This is a genomic window from Sphingosinicella terrae (assembly GCF_003347635.1).
Lineage (GTDB): Bacteria > Pseudomonadota > Alphaproteobacteria > Sphingomonadales > Sphingomonadaceae > Allosphingosinicella > Allosphingosinicella terrae.
This window is the reverse complement of sequence record NZ_QDFY01000007.1, coordinates 1-22790: the sequence shown is the minus strand read 5'-3', so window position 1 is coordinate 22790 and position 22790 is coordinate 1. Positions and strand designations below refer to the sequence as shown.

General features: G+C 67.5%; 18 protein-coding genes. 12 read left to right on the top strand and 6 right to left on the bottom strand.

Features of this window, described 5'->3' with window-relative positions; translation table 11 throughout:
- Positions 1-48 precede the first annotated feature (48 nt).
- On the bottom strand, positions 49-795 hold the full coding sequence (locus DDE10_RS14560) for an NUDIX hydrolase (RefSeq protein ID WP_284734675.1): 747 nt from the start codon (positions 793-795) through the stop codon (positions 49-51).
- A gap of 54 nt (positions 796-849) precedes the next feature.
- Between DDE10_RS14560 and DDE10_RS14555 the strand changes: the two genes are divergently transcribed.
- From DDE10_RS14555 to DDE10_RS14535, 5 genes are all read left to right on the top strand, one after another.
- On the top strand, positions 850-2211 hold the full coding sequence (locus DDE10_RS14555; RefSeq protein WP_114953522.1) for an amidohydrolase family protein: 1362 nt from the start codon (positions 850-852) through the stop codon (positions 2209-2211).
- Entirely contained in the window at positions 2204-3346 is a 1143-nt protein-coding gene (locus DDE10_RS14550; RefSeq protein WP_114953521.1) for a dipeptidase, read from the top strand. The genes DDE10_RS14555 and DDE10_RS14550 overlap by 8 nt, the downstream gene beginning before the upstream one ends.
- 134 nt (positions 3347-3480) lie before the next feature.
- Positions 3481-4377: a bile acid:sodium symporter family protein gene (locus tag DDE10_RS14545; protein WP_114953520.1), complete on the top strand. Its 897-nt coding sequence runs from the start codon at positions 3481-3483 to the stop codon at positions 4375-4377.
- Positions 4374-5321, top strand: coding sequence for an ornithine cyclodeaminase family protein (locus tag DDE10_RS14540; RefSeq protein WP_114953519.1), 948 nt, complete (start codon positions 4374-4376; stop codon positions 5319-5321). Before DDE10_RS14545 ends, DDE10_RS14540 begins: the two co-directional genes overlap by 4 nt.
- A gap of 204 nt (positions 5322-5525) precedes the next feature.
- A complete protein-coding gene (locus DDE10_RS14535; RefSeq protein ID WP_114953518.1) occupies positions 5526-6770 on the top strand; it encodes a multidrug effflux MFS transporter in 1245 nt (414 codons plus the stop codon).
- Here the strand turns inward: DDE10_RS14535 and mdlC are convergent.
- Genes mdlC through DDE10_RS14520 form a run of 3 tightly spaced genes read right to left on the bottom strand, consistent with a single transcriptional unit; the run spans position 6738 to position 10882 of the window.
- Positions 6738-8303, bottom strand: a complete 1566-nt coding sequence (gene mdlC, locus DDE10_RS14530; RefSeq protein ID WP_114953517.1) for a benzoylformate decarboxylase — start codon at positions 8301-8303, stop codon at positions 6738-6740. The two genes, DDE10_RS14535 and mdlC, sit on opposite strands and share 33 nt — an antisense overlap.
- Before the next feature lie 46 nt (positions 8304-8349).
- On the bottom strand, positions 8350-10011 hold the full coding sequence (locus tag DDE10_RS14525; protein ID WP_114953516.1) for a GMC family oxidoreductase: 1662 nt from the start codon (positions 10009-10011) through the stop codon (positions 8350-8352).
- Positions 10012-10042: 31 nt separating this feature from the next.
- Positions 10043-10882: a p-hydroxycinnamoyl CoA hydratase/lyase gene (locus tag DDE10_RS14520; protein ID WP_114953515.1), complete on the bottom strand. Its 840-nt coding sequence runs from the start codon at positions 10880-10882 to the stop codon at positions 10043-10045.
- 181 nt (positions 10883-11063) lie between these two features.
- On the opposite strand from DDE10_RS14520, the gene DDE10_RS14515 reads away from it, so the two are divergent.
- Genes DDE10_RS14515 through DDE10_RS14495 form a run of 5 tightly spaced genes read left to right on the top strand, consistent with a single transcriptional unit; the run spans position 11064 to position 17025 of the window.
- Positions 11064-11834: a glutathione S-transferase family protein gene (locus DDE10_RS14515; protein ID WP_114953514.1), complete on the top strand. Its 771-nt coding sequence runs from the start codon at positions 11064-11066 to the stop codon at positions 11832-11834.
- Positions 11831-12604, top strand: coding sequence for a glutathione S-transferase family protein (locus DDE10_RS14510; protein ID WP_284734674.1), 774 nt, complete (start codon positions 11831-11833; stop codon positions 12602-12604). Before DDE10_RS14515 ends, DDE10_RS14510 begins: the two co-directional genes overlap by 4 nt.
- A 15-nt stretch (positions 12605-12619) precedes the next feature.
- Positions 12620-14179, top strand: a complete 1560-nt coding sequence (locus DDE10_RS14505; RefSeq protein ID WP_114953512.1) for an AMP-binding protein — start codon at positions 12620-12622, stop codon at positions 14177-14179.
- Positions 14180-14206: 27 nt separating this feature from the next.
- A complete protein-coding gene (locus DDE10_RS14500) occupies positions 14207-16333 on the top strand; it encodes a PQQ-dependent dehydrogenase, methanol/ethanol family (RefSeq protein ID WP_114953511.1) in 2127 nt (708 codons plus the stop codon).
- 26 nt (positions 16334-16359) lie between these two features.
- Positions 16360-17025 carry an O-methyltransferase gene (locus tag DDE10_RS14495; protein ID WP_114953510.1) on the top strand — a complete coding sequence of 222 codons (666 nt, stop codon included), beginning with the start codon at positions 16360-16362 and terminating at the stop codon, positions 17023-17025.
- Positions 17026-17186: 161 nt separating this feature from the next.
- On the opposite strand, the gene DDE10_RS14490 is transcribed toward DDE10_RS14495, so the two are convergent.
- Positions 17187-18629 (bottom strand): XRE family transcriptional regulator, encoded by a 1443-nt coding sequence (locus DDE10_RS14490; protein WP_284734673.1) that lies wholly within the window; start codon positions 18627-18629, stop codon positions 17187-17189.
- Positions 18614-19144 (bottom strand): hypothetical protein, encoded by a 531-nt coding sequence (locus DDE10_RS23505; protein ID WP_162806633.1) that lies wholly within the window; start codon positions 19142-19144, stop codon positions 18614-18616. Before DDE10_RS23505 ends, DDE10_RS14490 begins: the two co-directional genes overlap by 16 nt.
- A 459-nt stretch (positions 19145-19603) precedes the next feature.
- On the opposite strand from DDE10_RS23505, the gene DDE10_RS14485 reads away from it, so the two are divergent.
- Both DDE10_RS14485 and DDE10_RS14480 read left to right on the top strand, forming a co-directional pair.
- The gene (locus tag DDE10_RS14485) at positions 19604-20947 is read left to right on the top strand and encodes a toll/interleukin-1 receptor domain-containing protein (RefSeq protein WP_162806632.1); all 1344 of its coding nucleotides are present in this window, start codon (positions 19604-19606) and stop codon (positions 20945-20947) included.
- Between the two features lie 149 nt (positions 20948-21096).
- Positions 21097-22500, top strand: coding sequence for an argonaute/piwi family protein (locus tag DDE10_RS14480; RefSeq protein ID WP_284734672.1), 1404 nt, complete (start codon positions 21097-21099; stop codon positions 22498-22500).
- The last annotated feature ends 290 nt before the right edge of the window (positions 22501-22790 follow it).

The following is a 22790-nucleotide window of genomic DNA, read 5'->3' as shown; positions in this document are numbered from 1 at the left end:
ACGCCGCGCCGAGGAAACGGATCAACCGGCGCCGGGATCGAGGACCGCTCAGCTGCGCCTCGCCGTTTCCAGCGGTTCGCAGGTCACCGGATAGCCGGCGTCGTCAGGGATGCACAGGAAGCGCCCGCTTGGCCGGTCCTCGATCCAGGGGGTGATCTTGCGGACCGGATGCCGCGCCGCATCCTCGCGCGCCTCGGCGATCGAGTCGAAGCGGGCGAGACGCTCCAGGTTGCGGCGGGTCGGGAATATCGCATGGGCTCGGCCCGCCTCGATCTCGTCCAGGATGTCGCGCGCGCCGGCCCAGAAGACGCGCACCGCCTCCTGCTCGCTCACCGTCGGCTCGGCCGCCTCCGCCGGCGCCTCGGCCAGGAAGAACAAGGTGTCGAAGCGGCGGGTCTCGCGGAAATTGGGGCACCAGCGGGCAAAGGGCGTCAGCCGGTGCGGATCGATCGCGAGCGATTCCTCGGCGAGCAGGGCGGCGAGGTCGCGGCCCGATTCGATCCCGGCGCGAAGCCGGCACGCCGTGGCAGCGTCGATCTCCGGGCGGATCGCGGGCGCCAGCCCGGTCTCCTCGATCGTCTCGCGCACCGCGGCGATCCGGGCGGCGGCATCCGGCAGGTCCGCGAAGCCGGCGCCGAAGGCCTCGTCCTCGGGGTCGATGCGCCCGCCCGGAAAGACGAGCGCGCCGGCCGCGAACGCCATGTGGCCGGTGCGCTCCATCACCAGCAGCTCCGGCGGGCCGCGCCGCGCTTCGCGCATCAGCACCAGGGTGGCGGCCGGAATCGGGTCGGGCATGTCGGACATTCGCCCGAGCTAGGCGCGATGCCGGGCCGATGCTAGGCCGCAGCCATGCGGGGTGTGGGACTGGTCCTGTTGGGATGGCTTTCGATCGCTTGGCCGGCGGCGGCCCAGGCGCCGTTCGCGCCGCCGGCTGCGACGGAGCGCAGCGTCTATCGCGGCGCCGTTCTGATCGACGGCACCGGCGCCGCGCCGCGTCCGGACATGACGGTCATCACCCGAGGCGATCGGATCGAGCGGGTGCTGCCCGATTCCGAGGTCACGCCCGATCTGCTCGCGGACGCGGAGGTGATCGACCTCGCCGGGCGCTTCCTCCTGCCGGGCCTGATCGACAGCCACCAGCATCTCGCGACGCCGCCCCGGCGGCTCCAGGCGGAAGGGCTGATGCGCCGCGCCCTCTATGGCGGCGTCACCGGCATGCGGATCATGGCCGACGATCTGCGCTCGGTCGCCGAGCTCGACCGCGCCGCCAGGACGGGCGAGATCGAGGGCCCAGACCTCGTTCATGCCGCGATCATGGCCGGCCCCAGCTTCTTCGCCGACCCCCGCACCGCGGCAGTCAGCGCCGGCTACCGCCCCGGCGAGGCGCCCTGGGCGCAGGCGGTTGACGAGGATACCAATCTCGTCCGCGCGGTCGCCATGGCCCGCGGCACCGGCGCCGCCGCGATCAAGATCTACGCCAATCTGCCGGCCGCGCTCGTGCGCCGGATCGCCGAAGAGGCCCACCGCCAGGGCTTGCGCGTCTGGGTCCATGCCATGGTCTTTCCGGCGCTGCCGAGCGAAGTGCTCGACGCCCGGCCGGACGTCGTCTCCCACACCTGCTATCTCGCTTATGAGGCGCTCGATCGCCGGCCTTCGGCTTATGCCGATCGCTTCCCGATCGATCCGGAGCCCTTTCGCAGCGGCGACGATCCCGTCATGGCCCGCCTGTTTGCGACGATGCGCGAGCGCGGCATCGTCCTCGACCCGACGCTGCGGGTCTATCGCGAGGTCGAGAGCCGGTCGACGCCGGAACGCCCGCCTTATTGCACGCTCGACCTCGCCGCCCGCCTGACAGACCAGGCCCGGCGCGCAGGCGTGACGCTGTCGGCGGGAACGGACAGCTATGCCCCGTCCGATTCGCCCTGGCCCGCTCTCCACGACGAGCTCGAGCTGCTCGTCGCGCGCGCCGGCCTGACACCGATGGAGGCGATCGTGGCGGCGACCAGCGTCGGCGCCGCGACCATCGGTCAAGGCGACGCGCTCGGCACCATCGCCCCCGGCCGCCAGGCCGATCTCGTCGTGCTCGAGCGCGATCCGACCGCCGACATCGCCCATATCCGATCGGTGACGATGACGGTGAAAAGGGGCCGTCGATTCGCCCGTGCCGATTACCGCCCGATCACGCCTGAGGAAGCCGCCGACGATGAATGAATTCGACCGCCGAACCTTCCTCGCCGCAGCGGCGGCGGCCGCCGCCGTGCCGGTGCCCGCTTTGGCTTCGGCGTCCGCGGGCGAGGCCGCGGACAGGCTCGTCGTCAATGCGCTCGGCGGCTTCTACGATCCCAATGCCGAGCGGCCGGCCGGCGCGATCGCGTCGACGCTCGCCCGCACGATCGATCGCCGCGTCCTCGACGATGCCCGTGCCTCGGGGATGGACGCGGTCAACGTCACCCTCGGCTATGTCGCCGGCGAGATGGACCCGTTCGAGCACACGATGCGCGAGATCGGCGTCTGGGAAGCGCGGCTGCGGGCCCATCCCGATCGCCTGCTCAAGGTGATCGAGGCGGCGGACATCGAGCGCGCGCGGCGCGACGGCCGGATCGGGATCATCTACGGCTTCCAGAATGCCGCGATGATGGGCGACGATGCGTCGCGCGCCGACATCTTCGCCGATCTCGGCGTGCGGATCATTCAGCTCACCTACAATCCCGCCAACCGGATCGGCGACGGATCGATGGCCTCCGAAAATCGCGGCATCACGCCGTTCGGCCGGGAGGTGATCGAGCGGCTGAACGGCAACCGGATCATGGTCGATCTCTCCCATAGCGGCCAACGGACCTGCCTCGAGGCGGCCCGGATCTCGAGCCGGCCGGTGTCGATCAACCACACCGGTTGCCGCGCCCTCACCGACCTGCCGCGCAACAAGACCGACGAGGAGCTCCGGCTGGTCGCCTCGCGAGGCGGCTTCGTCGGCATCTACTTCATGCCCTTCCTCAGCCCGGACAGCGTCGCCACGGCCGAGGATGTGGTCGCCCATATCGATCATGCGGTGAACGTCTGCGGCGAGGACCATGTCGGCATCGGCACCGACGGCGGCACCACCGGCATCGACGACATGGCCGCCTATCGCGCCCGCATCCGCCAGGAGATCGCCGAGCGCCGCGCCGCCGGCATCGGCGCCGCCGGCGAGAATCCGGACACCCTGCCCTTCGTCGAGGATCTGAGCGGGCCCGGCCAGTTCGACCGCCTCATCGGCTTGCTCGAGCGGCGGGGCTATGCCGCGGCGAGGATCGACAAGATCATGGGCCTGAACTTCCTCGCTTACGCGCGGGAAGTCTGGGGATAGCGCACTAACCCTCTCCCTTGAGGGAGAGGGCAGGGTGAGGGTGCTCGGTGCCCGCGGAACGTCTCGACCGCCGAGCCCCCCACCCTACCCTCCCCCTCCAGGGGGAGGGATCCGAAAGGAGTGAAGGGGGAAGAATGTCTCAGCAGTTCATCGGCTTCGTCCAGACCCTGTTCGTGCCGGCCTGCCTGATGCTGATCATGTTCAGCATGGGCCTCACCCTCGCGCTCAGGGATTTCGTCCTGGTGCTGCGCGGCGGCAAGGCCGTGATCGGCGGGCTGGGCGGCCAGCTCGTGCTGCTGCCGATCCTGGGCCTCGCCGTCGCCCTCCTCTTCCCCTTGTCCCCGGAGCTCGCGCTCGGCGTCTTCATCATCTCGATCTGCCCCGCCGGCACCACCTCCAACGCGCTCACCTTCGTCGGCCGCGGCAATGTCGCGCTCGCGGTCGTCCTCACCGCTCTCTCGAGCCTGGTCACCGTGTTCAGCATCCCGTTCCTGCTGAGCTGGGCGATCCCCTTCTTCCTCGGCAGCGGCGGCGACGTTCCGACCATCTCGATCCCGCAGACGATCGTGCAGCTCTTCCTGATCACCGTCGTCCCGGTCGCGCTCGGCATGGTCGTGCATCGCTACTGGAGCGCCGCCGCGGCCCGTCTGGTGCATTGGCTCCGCCCGATGGCCTTCGTGCTGATGGTCGCGGTCATCGCCTTCTCGGTCGCGATCAGCCTCGACATGGTGCTGGCGCAGCTGGTCGGCGCCGGCCCGGCGATGTGGACGCTCAACGTCCTCGCCACGCTCGCCGGGCTGCTGATCGGTCGGGCGATCGGCGCCGGGCGGCGCGACTCGATGACCCTCGCCATCGAGGTCGGCGTGCAGAATGCCAGCCTCGCCATCTTCCTGACGCTGACCGTGCTCGGCAGCCTGCCGCTGGCGGTCACGCAGAACATCTACGGCGTCGTCATGCTGCTCAACGGCAGCATCCTCATCCGCCTGTTCCGCGCGCGGCTCAGGGCAGACGAAGCGAGGGCGGTCGCATGACTCCCGTCTGGGTGCCTGCCGACGCCGTCGTTCGCCTCCTCTCCTACGAGGCCTGCATCCCGCTGATGCGGGACGCGATGATCGCCCTCTCCACGGGCCGGACGCGCCAGCTGCTTCGCGGCATCGTCGATCTCGACGAGGGCCGCGCCTTCGGCGTCATGCCCGGGGCGATGCTCGACGACGGCTTCGGCGCCAAGCTGGTCAGCATCTTCCCGGACAATGTCGCCCGCGGCGGACTTTCGCACCAGGGCGTGGTCGTGCTGTTCGACGGCCGCACCGGCGCCCCCGCGGCCTTCGTCGAAGGGGGCGAGCTGACCGCGATCCGGACCGCCGCCGCCTCGGCCGCGGCGACCGACGCACTCGCCCGGGCCGACGCCCGGCGGCTGGCGATCCTCGGCACCGGCGAGCAGGCGTGGCGCCACGTCGAGGCGATCCGGCATGTCCGCCGGCTGGAGCGGGTGACCATCTGGGGCCGCGCACCCGAGCGCGCGGCCGCGCTGGCACAGCGCGTGCGCGGCAGCGGCATCGCGGCCGAGGCCCTGCCGACGGCGCAGGCGGCGGCTCGGGATGCCGACATCCTCTGCACCGTCTCGGCGGCATCGGATCCGATCCTGCTCTCGCTCTGGGTGGCCGACGGCGCCCATATCAACGCGGTCGGCTCGAGCCGTGCCGGGCCGGCCGAGATCGACGACGATCTCGTCGCCCGCGCCCGCTTCTTCGCCGATCATCGCGAAGGCGTGCTCGCCCAGGGCGGCGAGTTCCTGCGCGCCAAGGCCGCCGGCCTCATCGACGATTCGCACGTGCTCGGCGAGATCGGCGAGGTGATGGCCGGGACGCTCGCCGGCCGCCGGGCCGACACCGACGTGACGATCTACAAATCGCTCGGCAGCATCGTCCAGGACCTCGCCGCGGCGCGTTATGTGGTGGAGAGACTCGGGGGCTGATCGCCCCCTCCTCGCCCCTGAGTGCCCGCGTCGGTCCGCCGACCTCCCTCCCGTCGCCCCTGCGAAAGCAGGGGCCCAAGCGGCGCAGGTCGGAAGCCGCGGGGCGTATGAAGCGAGCTGCATGGGCCCCTGCGTTCGCAGGGGCGACGAAGAAGCAGAACCGTAAGCCTTGCCTACGTTCCGGCCGCACCCCACAAGGCCGCCATGGCACGCAGGCACGAAATGGAGACGGCCGTCGCCGGGCGGCGCAGCCTCGGCCGCCAGGCGCTCGTGCTCGGCCTGGTCTCGCTGTCGAGCCCGCTCGCGCTCAACATGTACGTGCCGGCCTTTCCGCGCATGGCCGCCGATCTCGGCACCGATCCGGCGTCGATCCAGCTCAGCCTGACCAGCCTGCTCGCCGCGCTCGCGCTCGGCCAGAACATCTACGGCCCGCTCTCCGACCGGTTCGGACGCAAGGGGCCGCTCTATCTCGGGCTGGGCCTGTTCATCCTCGCCTCGATCGGCGTCGCCTTCGCGCCGACCCTGGAGGCGCTGGTCGCCTGGCGCTTCGTCCAGGGCCTCGGCGCCTGCGCCGCCATGGCCATTCCCCGCGCCGTGGTGCGGGATCTCTATACCGGCGCGCAAGCGGCGCGGATCATGGCGCTGGTGATGCTCGTCATCTCGATCGCGCCGCTGCTCGCGCCGATGCTGGGCAGCGCGCTCGCCGCCGCCTTTTCCTGGCGCATCATCTTCTGGTTCATGGCCGCCACCGCCGGCCTCGCCATCCTGCTGCTGGCGACCCTTCTTCCCGAGACGCTCCCGCAGGAGCGGCGCAGCGTCGGCGGCGTCGCCCGGATCCTCGGCGGCTATGCGATCCTGCTGCGCGACCGTCACTTCGTCGGCGTCGCCTTGATGATGTCGCTGAGCCAGGCCGCCTTCTTCGCCTATCTCGGCGGCTCGCCATTCGTGTTCATGACCCTCTACGGCTGGGACGGCTGGGAGTTCAGCCTGATGTACGGCGTCACCGCCGCTTTCTGGGCGGGGTCGGCCCAGCTCGCGCCGATGGTGATGGATCGGATCGGCGCCCGTCGCGCCCTCACCCGCTGCACCGCGGTCACGGCGGCGGTGATGACTTTCCTCCTCGCGCTCGCTTTCTCCCCCCTGATCGGGCCGTGGACGATCGTGGGCGCGATCGTCCTCCAATATCTCGCCACCGGCATGATGATCCCGATGGCGACGGTGGAGGCGCTGCACCGCCACGGCGCCCAGGCCGGCACCGCGTCGGCGCTGATGGGCACCGCCGCCTTCGCCGGCGGCGGCCTCGCCAGCGCGCTCGTCAGCGCCTTCGCCGACGGCAGCGAGCGGCCGATGATCGCGGTGATGGCGGGCTGCTGCCTCGCCGCCTTGGCCTCCGCCGCTCTGGCCTATGCCGGCCGCTCAGGCGACGACGACCTCGACCAGGCCTGGTGAGGGCGAATCGAAGGCGCTGCGCAGCGCGGCGTCGAGCCGCTCGGCGCTTTCGACCCGGGCGGCGGCCACGCCCTGGGCCTCGGCCAGAGCGCAGAAATCGATCCCCGGCAGTTGCGTGCCGACCGGCCGCTCCACCCCGAACCTCCGGCCGAAGCCGAGCAGCGCCTCGTAGCGGCGATTATTGACGATGACGAAGCTGACCGGAAGCCCGAGCTGGGCGGCCGACCACAGGGCCTGGGGCGCGTACATGGCCGATCCGTCCCCGATAAGCGCGATCACCTTCTCGCCCGGCCGGCCCAGCGCGATGCCCACCGCCGCCGGCATCGAGAAACCCAGGCCGCCGCTCGCGCAGGTGTAGAAGCCGTCCGGATCGGTGATCGGCAGGAAGTCGTGCATGGCGCCGCGGCTCGACGGCGCCTCCTCGACGACGATGCTCCCCGCCGGCCGCAGGGCCGCCACCCTCGACAGGAGATAGGCGTCGGTGAGCGGCTCGGGCGCAGGCGGATTCGGCCGGTCGAAGCGGGCCGGCTCGGGCCGCCTGCCGGGGGCCGGGCCGGCGAGCAGCTCGCGCAGGCCCTCGCGGATATTGCCGACGATGGCCGTGCCGACCGGGGATGCGGCCGCCACCAGCGGATCGTCGATCAGCTGGTAGAGCCGGGACTCGGGCGGGACATGCGGCCCGAAGCCCTCGACATGATAGGTGAAGACCGGCGCGCCCAGCGCCAGGACCAGATCGTGGCCGGCAAGATCGCGGACGATCGCCTCCCGGCTGGCCTCGAGGAAGCCGGCGAACAGTTTATGGTCCTCGGGGAAGGCGTTGCGGCTGGACATCGGGCTCACCCAGACCGGCATGAGGTGCCGCTCGGCCAGCGCGATCGTCTCGGCCCAGGCCTCGTCCCGCGCCGCTTCGGCGCCGACGACGAGCACCGGCCTTTCCGCCTTCGCAAGGGCGCGGCCGAGCTCGTCCAGCAGGCGCGCGTCGCCCCGCGGCGCCCGCCCCACCGCGCGCGGCGCCGGCGCCTCGCACGGCCGGTCCCAATCGTCGACCGGGACCGAGACGAAGACCGGCCCGCGCGGCGGCTGCATCGCGACATGATAAGCGCGCGCGATCGCCGCGGGCACGTCCTCGGCGCGGGCGGGCTCGAAGCTCCATTTGACGTAGGGCTTCGGGAATTCCGTTGCCTGCTCCGCATAGAGGAACGGCTGGAAAGGCAGGATCGATCGCGCCTGCTGGCCGGCGATCACCACCAAAGGCGTGCGGTTGCGGAAGGCGGTGAACAGGTTTCCGAGCGCATGGCCGACCCCGACCGCGCTGTGGAGGTTGACCAAAGCGGCATTGCGGGTGGCCTGGGCGAAGCCGTCCGCCATGCCGAGCGCCACCGATTCCTGAAGCCCCAGCACATAGCGGAAATCCTCGGGAAAATCGCGGAACATCGGCAGCTCGGTCGAACCCGGATTGCCGAAGATCGTGGTCATTCCGTGCGCTCGCAGCAGCGCGAACACTGCCTCGCGAACGGTGACGGCCGCGCTCATCGCACCATCGGCACGCGCGCCGCGTCGGCCGTGACCCGCTCCGCGCTCACGCCGCCGCGCGCATCGCATTCTTGCCCAGGATCATGTCCGCCGCCTTCTCGGCGATCATGATCGTCGGTGCGTTGGTGTTGCCCGAGGCGATCTTGGGCATGATCGAGGCGTCGACGACGCGCAGGGCCTCGACGCCGTTCACCCGGAGCTGGGGATCGACGACCGCGGCCGGATCGCTGCCCATCCGGCAGGTGCCGACGGCATGATAGAGGGTGCCGCCGGCCATCCGGGCATAGCCGAGCATCGATTCGTCGGTGTCGCCGAAAGGGTCGGCCGTGCTGACCAGATAGGGCGCGATGGCCGGCTGGTTGACGATCCGCCGCGCCAGCTTGAGCTGGGCGATCGCGCTCTCCTGGTCGAGCGGGTCCGACAGATAGTTGGCGACGATCGTGGGATAGACGCGGGCATCGGCCGATTTGGCGTGGATCGAGCCGCGCGATTCGGGCCGGAGCTGGCACGGCGTGCAGGTGATGCCCGGCGTCCGCTCGAGGACGAGCGCCTGGGTCTTCGCCAGCGCCTCCAGGTCCATGCTCGCCGCCATCAGGTGGAACTGGACGTCGGGATTCGCCAGCCCCTCGCGCGTCTTGGTGAAGGCGACGACATGGGCGACGGCGTAGGTGAGGAGGCCCTTCCTGCCGACCGCATATTTGACGATCTCGCGGGCGAGGTTGAGCCCGTGCGAGAGCTCGTTCACCGTCTTGTATTCCGGCTTCACCTGCCACTGGCAGCCGATCATGTAATGGTCCTGGAGATTCTCGCCGACGGCGGGAAGCGCGTGCAGGACCGGGACGCCGATCTTCCTCAGCACCTCGCCCGAACCGATTCCGGAGACCTCGAGCAGCTGCGGCGAGGCGACCGCGCCCGCGGCGAGGATGACCTCGGAATTGGCGCGGGCGATCCGGGTCCGGCCGCCCTGGACGAACTCCACGCCCACCGCGCGCCTGCCTTCGAACAGGATCCGGGTCGTCTGCGCCTCCGTCTCGATCCGCAAATTGGGTCGGCCCTCGACCGGGTGGAGGTAGCCGACCGCGGTCGAGCAGCGCTTGCCGCCGCGCTGGGTCAGCTGGAACCAGGTCACGCCCTCCTGGTCGCCGGTATTGATGTCCGGGACATAGGGAATACCGGCCTCGACGCAGGCGTCGAGCAGCGCCTTGCTGACCTCGTTCTGCTCGGGGAAATCGCACGTGTTGAGCGGCCCGCCGGCGCCGTGCACGTCGCAGGCGCCGCGTTCCTGGTTCTGCGCGCGCCGGAAATAAGGGAGGACGTCGTCATAGGACCAGCCGGTGCAGCCCATCTGCGCCCAGCCGTCATAATCGGCGGCCTGTCCGCGGACATAGAGCATGCCGTTGATCGAGGAGGAGCCGCCGAGCACCTTGCCCTTCGGCCATTTGTGCGGCCGGCCGCCGGTGCCCGGGTCCGGCTCGGTCTCGTAGATCCAGTTCACCTTGGGATCGTTCAGCGTCTTCCCGAAGCCGATCGGCGTGTGGATCAGCAGGTTCGACCAGAATTGCTTGAGGTTGCGCAAGGGGCGGTCGTCGCCGCCGGCCTCGAGCAGCAGCACCCGGTTGCCCGGATCGGCCGAAAGCCGATTGGCGAGCACGCAGCCCGCGCTGCCGGCGCCGACGATCACATAGTCGGCGATGATGTCTTCGCTCATGCCTCCACTTCCTCTCCGTCCGTGGGGCTCCTTATCCAGCGCGATCCTTCTGCTTGCTGAGATCGTAGCTGGCGAGCCCGGGCTTGTAGCTCTTCTCGTCGATGAACTGCCTTATGCCTTCCTTCCTGGCGGCCGGGTCGAAGCTGTTGGCCGCTTCCTGCGCCCGCACCAGATAATCCTCGGCATTGTCGTAGGTCATTTCCTTGACGCGGCGAACCGCGTCCTTGGCCGCCTTGATCGCCACCGGATTCTTGGCGAGCAGCAGGTTGGCGAGCTCGGTCACCCGCGCTTCCAGCCGCTCCAGCGGCACGCTTTCGTTGACCAGCCGCCAGGCCGCGGCGGTGCGGCCGTCGATGAGATCGCCGGTGAGCGCCAGGTACATGGCGTCGCGCATGCTCAGGAGGTCGACCACCACCTTGGTGACGCCGCCGCCGGGGAGGATGCCCCAGTTGATCTCCGAAAGGCCGAACTTGGCCTCGTCCGCGGCGATGGCGAGGTCGCAGGCGAAGAGCGGACCGAAGGCGCCGCCGAAGCACCAGCCGTTGACCATGGCGATGGTCGGCTTCTGGTACCAGCGCAGCCGCCGGAACCAGCCATAGGATTCGCGCTGGGACTTGCGCACGCCCGCGAGCCCCTGCGCCTCGGTCTCCCGGAAATATTCCTTGAGATCCATTCCGGCCGACCAGGATTCGCCGGCGCCCTTCAGCACCAGCACGCCGACATCGTCGCGATATTCGAGCGCGTCGAGCACCTCCATCATCCGCCGGTTGAGCGCCGGGCTCATCGCGTTGCGCTTTTCGGGGCGATTGAAGCTCACCCAGGCGATCCGATCGGCGACATGGAAATCGACCACTTCGGAGGCTCGGTTCATCGGCTCGTCATCCTCTACGCACGGCCGTCGCTCCGGCGGATCCGGAGGGTCGGCGAAGCTCCGCGCGGCATTGATCCCGCGTTCGAAAGTTGTATGCTTCACATACATCCTAATTTGGCCAACCGGAAAAACAAGCCGCGTCGAAAGGCGGCGAAGCCGGGCAAGGGAGAGGCGGGCGCCGATGAGCGACGAAGTCACTCTGTTCCACTGGGAGCCGAACGCCAATAGCGGCAAGCCGATGCTCGCGCTCGCGGAGAAGGGCGTTCCCTTCGAGAGCCGCTACGTCGACATGCTGAACTTCGACCAGCACAAGCCGGACTATCTGGCGATCAACCCGCAGGGGACGATCCCGGCCATGCTCCACGGCGGCCGGGTGCTGACCGAATCGACGGCGATCATGGAATATGTCGACGCCGCCTTCGACGGGCCGGCGCTGATGCCGCCCGATCCGAAGGACCGATGGCGGGTCCGCTGGTGGATGAAGTTCATGGACCAGTGGCTCGCCCCCTCGTTCAGCATGATCGGCTGGAGCATCTTCGTCGGTCCCGCCGTCCGCCGGCGCGACCCGCAGGAGCTCGAGGCGGCGATCGAGCGGATTCCGCTGCCGGAGCGCCGCACCGCCTGGCGCAAAGCGATCTACAATCAGTTCAGCGAGGCGGAGCTGGCGGAATCGCAGCGCCGGGTCGCGATCGGCATCGGCCTGCTCGAGGAGGCGCTTTCGAAGCGCGCCTGGCTGGCCTGCGACCGCTACACGCTCGCCGACGTCAACGGCTTCAACCTCGCTTACGCGCTGCCGCTGTCGCAGCCGCATCTGTCGAATGAGGAGAAGACGCCGCACATCCTCGAATGGCTGCGCAGGATCTACGAGCGGCCGGCGACCCGGCAGACCTGGGCGCTCGGCCGCACCGAAATGGTGAAGCGCGTGAAGATCCTGGAAAGGGAGCCGCAATGATGGGCACCAGCCTGTTCCACGGCGAGCCGAACGGCCCCTCGCTGACCGTCCTGGCGGCCTGCTACGAGGTCGGCGCCGAAGCCGAGATGATCGCGATCGACCTGGCGGCCGGGGAGCGGCACGCCGTCCCGCCGCGCAGGCGCGAGGTCGAGATGAGCATCGAGGGCGAAGGCCCGGTCCTGGTCGTGGAGGGGGAGCCGATGGCGGACAGCGTCTTCCTCGCCCAATATCTCGACGAGGCCCATGGCGGCTCCCTGCAGCCCGCCGAACCCTATGCACGCTGGGAAATGGAGATGTGGTGCCGGTTCGTCATCGAGCGGGTGGCGCCCGCCGCGTCGCTGCTCGGGGCCCGCGCGCATCTGACGCCGAAGCTGCAGGCGATGGACGACGTCGCGTTCGAGCAGCTCGTCGCGGCGATCGGCAGCGCCGACCTGGCCGAGCGCTGGCGCACCATCCGCGAGGGCGCCTTCCCGGAGGCGCAGATCGAGGATTCGCGCGGCAAGATCCGTCTCGCGGTCGAGCGGCTCGAGAACAGGATCGACGGCGACTGGATCCTCGGCGACTTCACCATCGCCGATCTCGAGACCTACGCCTGGCTGGCCGGGATGGTCGCGCTCGTTCCGGAGGCCTTCGAGAATGCACCCCGGACCCGCGCCTGGCTGGACCGGATGGCGGGCCGCGAATCGATCCGCAGGGCCGTGGCGCAATCGCGAACCGGCGATCCGCTGTCCGCCTGGGCGCCCGGGCCCGAGATCAACCGCTGGGGCTGAGGCAGGGGGACCCGCATGCGTGCCATCGACTATTTCGACCGCGGTGCCAGGATCGACCCCGATCGCGTCGCCATGGCCGATGCCGAGCGGAGCCTGACCTTCGCCGAGGCGCAGGCGCTGACCAGACGGATCGCCGTCGCCATGGAATCGGCCGGGTTTCCCGGACAGGAACCGGTCGCGCTCTACTCGACCAACAATGTCGACGTGCTCCTCGCCTTGCTCGGCCTTTGGCGGGCCAATGCCAAGTGGGTTCCGGTCAACACCCGCAACGCGATCGACGCCAATGCCGCCTATCTCAACTATGTCCGCTGCGGCTGGCTCTTCTATCACAGCAGCCTCGCCGCCGACGTCGCCGAGCTGAAGCGGAGGGTGCCGACGCTCGTTCATTGCGTCTGCCTCGACCGCGGCCATGACGGCGATCCGTCGCTCGACTCGTTCATCGCCGGGGCCGATCCCGCGGCCTGGCGGGATCCGAGCGATCCGTTCGGCAACCTCGACGAGATCGTCGGCATCTTCCCGACCGGCGGCACCACCGGCCCCTCCAAGGGCGTCAATGTCACCAATCTCGGCTGGGGGACGATGATCGAGACGGTCGGCAACGCGATCGGCGGCCGCACCGAGGCGCCGGTCAACCTCGTCGTCGCGCCGCTGACCCATGCCGCCGGCCCGGTCGCGCTGGCGACCCTGCAGTTCGGCGCCACCCAGCTCATCCTGCCCGGCTTCGATCCGCAGGCCGTGTTCGAGGCGATCGAGCGGCACCGCGTCACCCACATGTACCTGCCGCCGACCGCGCTCTACGGCCTGCTCAATCATCCCGGCCGCGAGCGCTACGACGTCTCTTCGCTCAGGATCTTCGTGCTGGTCGGCTCGGCGGTGTCGCCGGACAAGCTCAGACAGGCGGTCGAGGTGTTCGGCCCCTGCATGTGCCAGGCCTACGGCCAGGTGGAATCGCCGATGATCACCTGCTGGCTGCCCCCCGAGACGGTGGCGAGAGCGGCGGCGGGCGACCGGCCGGAGCTGCTCGCCAGCTGCGGCAAGCCGAGCTACTCGGTCCGGGTCGAGGTCATGGACGATGACGGCAACATCCTCCCGCCGGGTGAGGCCGGCGAGATCGTCGTCCGCGGCGCCTTGGTCAGCCAGGGCTATTTCGAGATGCCCGAGGCGACGGCCGAGATCCGCAAGTTCGACTGGCACCATACCGGCGATGTCGGCCGGTTCAGCGACGACGGCTATCTGTTCATCGTCGACCGCAAGAAGGACATGGTCGTGACCGGCGGCTTCAACGTCTATTCGGCCGAGGTCGAGGCGGCGATCATGGAGCTGGACCAGGTCCGCGAGTGCGTCGTGATCGGGGTGCCGCACGAGCATTGGGGCGAGGCGGTCCACGCCGTCGTCGTCGCCGACGAGATCGCCGAGGAGGCGATCATCGCGCACGCCAAGGCGCGGCTCGGCGGGGTCAAGGCGCCCAAGGCGGTGACCTTCACCGATTCCATCCCGCGGACCGCGGCCGGCAAGATGGACAAGAAGAGTCTGAAGAAGCAATTCTGGGGCGAGCAGGACCGCATGGTGCACTGACCTCGGCGGGCCGCCATGGGAGGGGCGATGGGACGAAGGCTGGTTCTTGTCCTCGCCGTGCTGGCGACCCTGTCCGCCTGCGGCTCGAGGACGAAGACGCCCTCCACCGCGGCCGGCGCGGTCACCGGGGAGCGGATCGTCGCCGCCCGCGCCGACGGCGCCGACTGGCTGACCACCGGACGCACCTATGACGAGCAGCGGCACAGCCCGCTGAACCAGATCGATCGCGAGAACGTGTCGCAGCTCGGCCTCGCCTGGTTCGCCGATCTCGACACCAGCCGCGGCCAGGAAGCGACGCCGATCGTCATCGACGGCAATCTCTACGTGTCCACCGCCTGGTCGATGGTGAAGGCCTATGACGGCCGGACCGGGCGACTGCTCTGGTCCTTCGATCCACAGGTGCCGCGCGAGCGGCTCGCCATGGTCTGCTGCGACGCGGTCAATCGCGGCGTCGCCGCCTGGGGCGACAGCCTGTTCGTCGGCACGCTCGACGGCCGGCTGATCGCGCTCGACCGCCACAGCGGCCGCCCGCTGTGGAGCGTCGTCACCGTCGATCAGTCCAAGCCCTATTCGATCACCGGCGCCCCGCGGGTGATCGACGGCCGCGTCATCATCGGCAATGGCGGATCGGAGTTCGGCGTGCGCGGCTACGTCACCGCCTATGACGCGCGCGACGGCCGGCAGCTTTGGCGTTTCTTCACCGTCCCGGGCAACCCTGCCGACGGCTTCGAAGGCGAGCACCTCCGGCGCGCGGCCGAGACCTGGCACGGCGAATATTGGCGCCTCGGCGGCGGCGGCACGGTCTGGGATTCGATGGCCTACGATCCCGAGCTGAACCTGCTCTATATCGGCGTCGGCAACGGCTCCCCCTGGAACCAGGCGCACCGCTCCGAAGGACGCGGCGACAATCTCTACCTCTCCTCGATCGTCGCGATCCGTCCCGACACCGGCGACTATGTCTGGCACTACCAGACCACGCCGGGCGAGACCTGGGACTTCACGGCTACCCAGCACATCATCCTCGCCGATCTCACTATCGGCGGAAGGGTGCGCAAGGTGCTGATGCAGGCGCCGAAGAACGGCTTCTTCTACGTCATCGACCGCACCAACGGGCAGCTCATTTCGGCCGAGAATTTCGTCGAGATGAACTGGGCGATCGGGATCGACATGCGCACCGGCCGCCCGATCGAGAATCCCGAGGCGCGCTACTACCGAACCGGCCGGCCCTTCATCTCCGTCCCCGGCGCGAGCGGCGCCCATAGCTGGCATCCGATGTCCTTCGATCCGGCGACAGGCCTGGTCTTCATCCCCGCCCAGGATGCCGGCTTCCCCTACTTCCCGGACCCGGACTGGCAGCCGGCACCGATGGGCTTCAACACCGGCATCGACATGGGCGCGGCGGCCATGCCGGCCATTGCCGAGGCGCGGGCGGCGGCGCGGCAGGGCACGCGCGGCGCCCTCATCGCCTGGGACCCGGTCCAGCAGCGCGAGCGCTGGCGGGTCCAGTATCGCGGCCCCTGGAACGGCGGCGTGCTCTCGACCGCCGGAGGGCTCGTCTTCCAGGGCTCGGCAGCGGGCGATTTCGCCGCCTTCGACACGGCGAGCGGCCGCCGCCTGTGGACCTTCCCGGCCCAGACGGGAATCGTCGCCGCGCCCGTCACCTACGCGATCGACGGCCAGCAATATGTCGCCGTCCTCGCCGGCTGGGGCGGCGTGTGGGCGATCGCCCCCGGAATCCTCCACGACGTCTCGGGGCCGGTGCGCAACATCAGCCGGCTTCTCGTCTTCAAGGTCGGCGGAACGGCCCGGCTGCCGCCGGCGCCGCCCTTCACCGATCGGCCGCTCGACCCGCCCGCGGACCGCGGCACGCCCGAGGCCATCGCGCAGGGCGCCGCGCTCTACGGCCGCTTCTGCGGCGTCTGCCACGGCGACGCCGCGGTCGCCGGCGCGCTCGTCCCCGATCTTCGCTACAGCGCCGCGCTCGACAATCCCGCCACCTGGCGCTCGGTCGTGTTCGAGGGCGCGCTGCACGAAAACGGCATGGTGTCGTGGCGGCCGGTGATGGACGCGGCGCAGGCGGATACGATACGCCACTATGTGATCCGGCGCGCCCATGAGGACCGGGCGCTCGCGGGCAGAGAGGCGACGCGCTGATCTCCCGAAGGGAGGGACGGACGGACATGGCCGAGGCCGAATGGGACGATCTGGACCGCTATTTCGCGGAGCGGCTGCTGGCGCGCGACCCGGAGATGGAGGCCGTCCTCGCCGCCAATGCGGCAGCGGGGCTCCCGCCGATCGACGTGTCGCCGTTGCAGGGCAAGTTCCTCCACCTGCTCGCGCGGGCGATCCGCGCCCGACGGGTGCTCGAGATCGGCACCCTCGGCGGCTATTCGACGATCTGGCTCGCGCGCGCCGTCGGTCCCGAAGGCGAGGTGGTGACGATCGAGCACCAGGCGGATCATGCGCGAATCGCCCACGCCAATATCGTCCGCGCCGGCCTCGCCGACCGGGTCGACATCCGCGTCGGCCCGGCCCTCGACCTGCTGCCCCGGATCGAGGCGGAAAGGCGCGGCCCCTTCGATCTCGTCTTCATCGACGCCGACAAGGCCAACCAGGACCTCTATCTCGCCTGGGGCGTGCGCCTGTCGCGGCCGGGCACATTGATCATCGGCGACAATGTCGTGCGCGACGGCGAGGTGCGCGACGCCGCCAGCCAGAATCCGGCGGTCCAGGGCATACGCCGCTTCATCGACCTCATCGCCGCCGAGCCGCGGCTGAGCGGCACCGCCATCCAGACGGTCGGCAGCAAGGGCTGGGACGGCTTCGCTATGGCGGTGGTGGATTAGAGGACGTCCGCCACCGGCCTCTCGATGCGGTCCGGTAGGGCCAGGCGGCTTACCCTAACGCAGCGGTTCATGGGCGGCGTCTTTGTGGCTAGATCTGGCCGGGAGCGGACCGGCTGCGACGTATGTTCGTCTGGTGGCGTGTGAACATTCTTAAATCACATCTATGGCCGCGAAAGAGCCACTTCGCCCAGAGAGACGATATTGTCACGCTGGGCGGCAACTTCTTCGGGCGCTATCCTCAGCCACTCAGAGACTGTGTCGGCACTTACCAAGCCGCGTTCCATTGCTAGCACAGCCAACGCTGCAAAAGCCCCGCGTCGGGTGTCGGGCACAGAAGCAATTGGATAGAACGCGTTGGTCCAATCTTCTCGAGCGTTCCATTCGTCGCTCGGCTCGGGCAGCAGACGGCCTGAGACAGTCATGAAATCTATTTCCCGGTGGAGATGTTCCCGGCTCACATTGGCGAGATGATGCTTCGCTGCGCCAGGCCCAATACCGAACCGGTCCATGACAACGGCGACCATTGTTGCTTTGTCGCTGAGATCGTCCAGGATACGAGCGACCGCTCTCGGCGGTGCCAAGAAAGCGATCGCGAACGCATTGGCGCGTGCTTCGACAGGATCGCCCCCTGGCGTTTGCAGCTCCATGTAGGTGTCCACCTTGAGTTTGCCGAGCCGAGAAGGGGGATCCCAGAGCAGATGCCCCAATTCGTGGCAGATCGTCATCCGCCGAACCCAGACATTTGAGTTTGACCCTTCCGTGTTCGCGACAATTCCGCGGACATCGGCATTTGCGATCGTCGCGCCGGCAAAGCGCGTTCCGAACGCAGTTTCAATCAACGGGAGGCCGAACCGAGCGACGATCTTGCGGACGTTCTCAATGGGCGCTTCGTCGTCGATGCTCAGCATCGTGCGCGTCTGCGCCGCCAATTCATAGCCACGTTGCCAGACCGGGCCGTGATAATCGTCGCTGTAGCTCTCGTTGGTGACTTCTGGCGCGACACCAAGCAGCCGAGCCAGTTCGGACTGACGGGAAATGACCCAGGCCGCTTCAGTGAGTTTCAGAACGATAGAAGGAGAAAAGCCCGGTCCGGCGTGACGTTCGCTAGAGAGCGTGCGCAAGCGGACACCAAGTTCGGAATCTCCCCGCGCATTTGGCAAATAGCTCAGAACCTGCTCGTCGAGCGCTAGCGCTTCCGCAATTCTCATGAGGTCGCGAATGGGCGAAACCTTGCCTACAGTCTCTGCCTTCACGACACTGGCCTCTGGCAAGTCGATCATACGCGCGATTTGCTTTGCCGTTAGCCCAAGCTCTTTGCGTCGCTCTTCGATCGTACGCGCCGGCTCTGTGCGGGATGGGATCAGCTGCGCCGAACCGTCGCGCGCGACTCTCAACAGTACATCATAATCAAATGCGTGAAGGGCCTGCGCAGGGGTGAGCTCGAGCCCCTTTGCTTCCGGTCGCCATTCGGCGACTTGCGTCTGGCTCCGCACAAAGCGCTTGGTGGAACTCAACGCGCGCGTCAGCGGGTCTGAGCCGGACGAATCCGGACCGAAGACGAGATCCAGTTCTTGCGAGGAATGCAGCATCACGCTGCCACCCATTCCGGATCAGTGTCACCAAAACGATAAGGCCATCCTGCTTCGGTATCGAAACCCAAGCTCCATACGCCGTACCCCGAGCGACGAAAAGCTGTCGCAATCGCTGACATTTCCTCTTCCGTCTGAGGTCCGTAGCGACCGGAAGCACCGTTGAGCGCGATGACGTCGTCCTTAAGAAACAGCAGTTCCCCGCCACAGTGGGCAGGTTCGCCGCCGGTAAGGTTGCTGTGCTTAAGAACCTTGCGAACCAGGGTCTGCGCGAAGGCGCTAGTTTCCGTCGAATGAACTACATCGTCGGTTCGCACGACCCACAATTCCTTGCCCGTAGGCGCGACATCGATTTGAGGTGGGGTGTCACTCGTAGGTGCGCCAGGTCCGTCGATCCAAAATCTCAATCCCTGCTCCGGCGTCATAGGAGTCAACTCGCTCGCGTCCTGCACCTCGTCCATGTTGCAGGGCTTAGCAGGAAACTTCGACCGAAACTGATCAAATGCTGCATCCGTCAGCTCGCTCGCCATGCCTACTCCGCTGGAATCATCCCTCACGCAGCGCTTCCTGCATGAACGCTTCCGGTTGCTCAAGCGTCTGCGATCGCTCCGGCACCTTTGAGAAGCGACCAGTGGGTCATCCACCCTTCTCGAAATGCTAGAGAATCTCGCTCGATTGGCTACGCAGCGGTCTCCGCATGCGAAGCGTACGTCGGTGGTCGTTCCGTCAAGCAGCGCATGCAAGGGGCCGTAGGCGGGCTTGCGCCCATCGTTGCCGATAGCCGTTGATCGCCCTGATGTCCGAAACTGAAGAAAGTGGAACGACCGCAAAGTTCCGACAACCTGCATACAGGCGCTTCGTTCAGGCACATTGTGCCCGATGACTTGCAGAAACATGGCCTCGGGACCGCGTCGCTTTAAATGAGTGCAGGTCGTGCGCCCATCCTCTATCGATAGATGATGGTCGCAAAAGCTCCCCAGCGAGACACTTTGTTCATTTCCAAGGCAACGCCAGGCGACGACGCGTTCGTCCTCTGGCTGGCTCCACGTTTGGAAGCGGCGGGATACAAGGTCTTCGCGGACATCTTAGACCTTCAGGGTGGCGACCGCTGGCGCACTAAGATTACGAATGTGCTGCGCAACGACGCGATGAGGATGCTGCTCTGCTGCAGCGATAGGACGCTAGCCCGGCCCGGAGTGCTGGAGGAGATCGAGATAGCCTCCGACCTCACCCGCGAACTCTCGCAGCCGAACTTCATCATCCCTCTGCGCATGGAGCCTTTCCAGAAGCTCTTCGGCATCGGGGGCCTGCAATGGGTCGACTTTCACGGCGGCTGGGCACAAGGACTGGGTGAACTGGAGCGCACGCTCGCTCGGCAGCGGCTCCCGCGCGCGCAGAAATCTATTAGTCCGGACTGGGCTGCCTATCTAAGACGAGCTGCTATCAGGGTCAGACGTGAGCCGGAGCCACTTACGTCCAACTGGCTGCGCGTCATCGAGATGCCTGACAAACTGTGGCTCCTCGTTCCCCGTAACTCCTGCAGCGACGGGACGCTCAAGAAGCTCGGGACGCCATCCACCCTGCCGCTGGTTCCTTTCAAGGAGGGCTTCCTTACCTTCGCGGCCCCCTTCGATCTCGACGAGAGCTTCGCGCAAATAGGCGGATTGCGCGAGGAAGCCGAGTTCGACCTGATGACGTTGCTGGAGCATGGAAGCGAGGCGCATGGGCTTGGTTCGAGAGATACCCGGAGCATTGCGACTAACCTCCTCAGACAAGCCTGGGAGAAGCGCATGCGGGCACTCGGCTTCTTCGAGCGGACCTTCTCTAGCGGAGCCTCCTTCCATGTTGACGCGTCGAAGCTAGACATTGGCAAGCGCGTGCCTTGGGGACGTCAGGGGCAGACACGCAGCTCAATGCTACGAAATGTAGCGAAGAATCGGATCTGGGAATATGGAGTCAGCGCGATCCCAAACTTCTTCCCCTATCCTCATCTAAAATTGAAGGGGCGAGTCCTCTTCTCCGAGCGCGGAGAGAAGGACCAAGTAGTCGCAATCGAAGACGACCGCACTCAGTTTCGGCTGCGACGCTCCGTGTGCTCCGTGTGGCGCAACAAGGCATGGCATGGCCGACTGATGGCGTTCTTGGAGCTCCTGGCCGGCGAGAGCCCATTCGTTGACCTGCCGGTAGGTCGCGGGCTTGCGGTCACGCTCGACGCAGCACCCATCGAATTCACGTCACCAGTCTCCGCGCGGCAGATGAACAGGCTTGGGGAGGACGCCGAGGAGACCGACGAGACGACGGTCACCCGCTACTATGAGGACGACGAGCTTTGATCCGGCCTCCCGAGACATCGCTGCCAGTCCATTACGTGGATGAGCCCGAACTCGGTTTCGCATTCGGCCAAGTCACCGACCATCCGAAGGACGGACTGCACCTATACGGACCGGCCGAGCGACCAGACAGGCCCGACTTGCGCGTAGGCGTGATCGGCACCGCTAGCGGCATCGACTACTTCAGGCGCTGGGCGGCCGCCGCAAGCCGAGCGGTTCGCATGCCCAAGCGCGGCCCTCGGGACAAGGCGAACCGGCTTCACCTATCCGACTTCCCCGGACTGGAAGAGGCGTTCGGGCTGAGACTGGATCCGGACACCTTCACGCTGCGTGAGATCGATCTTCAGCAGGTGCTCGGCTCCATAAACATCGAGAACCACCACGAAGCTGTGTCCCGAACCGTCGACGTTTTCCTGCGCCCGATAGAGACGCACGTTGCCGAGGAGGAGCGCTCGATGGACGTGTGGGTACTCGTGGTCCCGGAGATCGTCTTTGAGACCTGCCGGCCCAAGATGGCCGGAAGGCGAAAGGGGGAGCTCATCCCCGGGAAGCTCGCAAAGAAGCAGGGCGCGAGATCCGATCTCCCCCTACTTTCGGAGATCATCGATCAGTCCGCAGAGTCGGTGTTCGACGATGTGCCGGACTTCCACCGTCAGGTGAAGGCACGACTGCTCCGCTTGGCTCAGCCGTCGCAGCTCATCCGCGAAACTACCCTCGCTCCACACGAGTTTCTGAACAAGGCCGGCAAGCCCTCGCGCGGGACACAGGACCCAGCGAGTGTCGCTTGGAACCTCGCCACGGGTTTGTTCTACAAGACACAGGGGACGCCGCCCTGGCGTATTGCCGGAATGCGTCCGGGCGTGTGCTACGTTGGATTGGTTTTTAAGCTAATCCCCAACCATCCACAGCATCACGCCTGCTGCGCCGCGCAGATGTTCCTCAGTGAAGGCGACGGCGTTGTCTTTCGCGGCGCCAACGGCCCGTGGCGTTCCGAGGACAAGGAGTTTCACCTCCCCCGCGAACGCGCCAAGGCGCTTCTCTCGATGGTGCTCGAAACTTACAAATCCCGATTTCAAGATTATCCCAGGGAACTCTTCGTCCACGGCCGGGCGAACTTCTCGGATGACGAATGGGCCGGTTTCGCCGATGCCGCGCCCGCCGGCACGAGCGTTGTAGGCATTCGGATCAAGTCGACCCATGGTGAGACCAAGGTGTTCCGCGAGGGGGACTACCCGGTCCTGCGTGGGACCGCGCTGCTGCTAGACCCGCATAACGCCTACCTCTGGGCTGCAGGCTACGCACCTCGTATCGACACCTATCTCGGCCCCGAGACGCCTAATCCGCTTTTCATTACGACGCTTCGCTCCACGGGTGAGCTTCCGGACATCCGCACGGTCTTGTCAGACGTGATGGGCCTAACCAAGATCAACTACAACGCCTGCAACTTCAGCGACGCAGTGCCTGTCACGATCAGGTTCGCTGACAAGGTCGGAGATGTGCTCGTCATGGGCAGCGCCGCGGGTACTGAGAAGCAACCCTTCAAGTTCTACATTTGAAGAAGTCTCATCGCGCCCTTAGACCGTCGGCTGCCGACGCCTGAGCGGGGCTGAGCGGCCGAAAGTGAGTCAGAGCTGCCGTTCGTCAGTGCGAGTTGGTCGTCCGAAATGGGCGCACGTCGGCCGGCCGCATGTGCCCAGCAGATGTCAGCTTTCGGGATAAGTAGATCCGGCGCCGAACGACCGAGATTGGCGGATAGTGTTGAAAATCTCCTCTTGCTGCGGTGACTCGGCTCTGATTCAATCCTGCTGAGCAAGGCGGGAGGCGAGCCATGATGGGCGAGCGGACG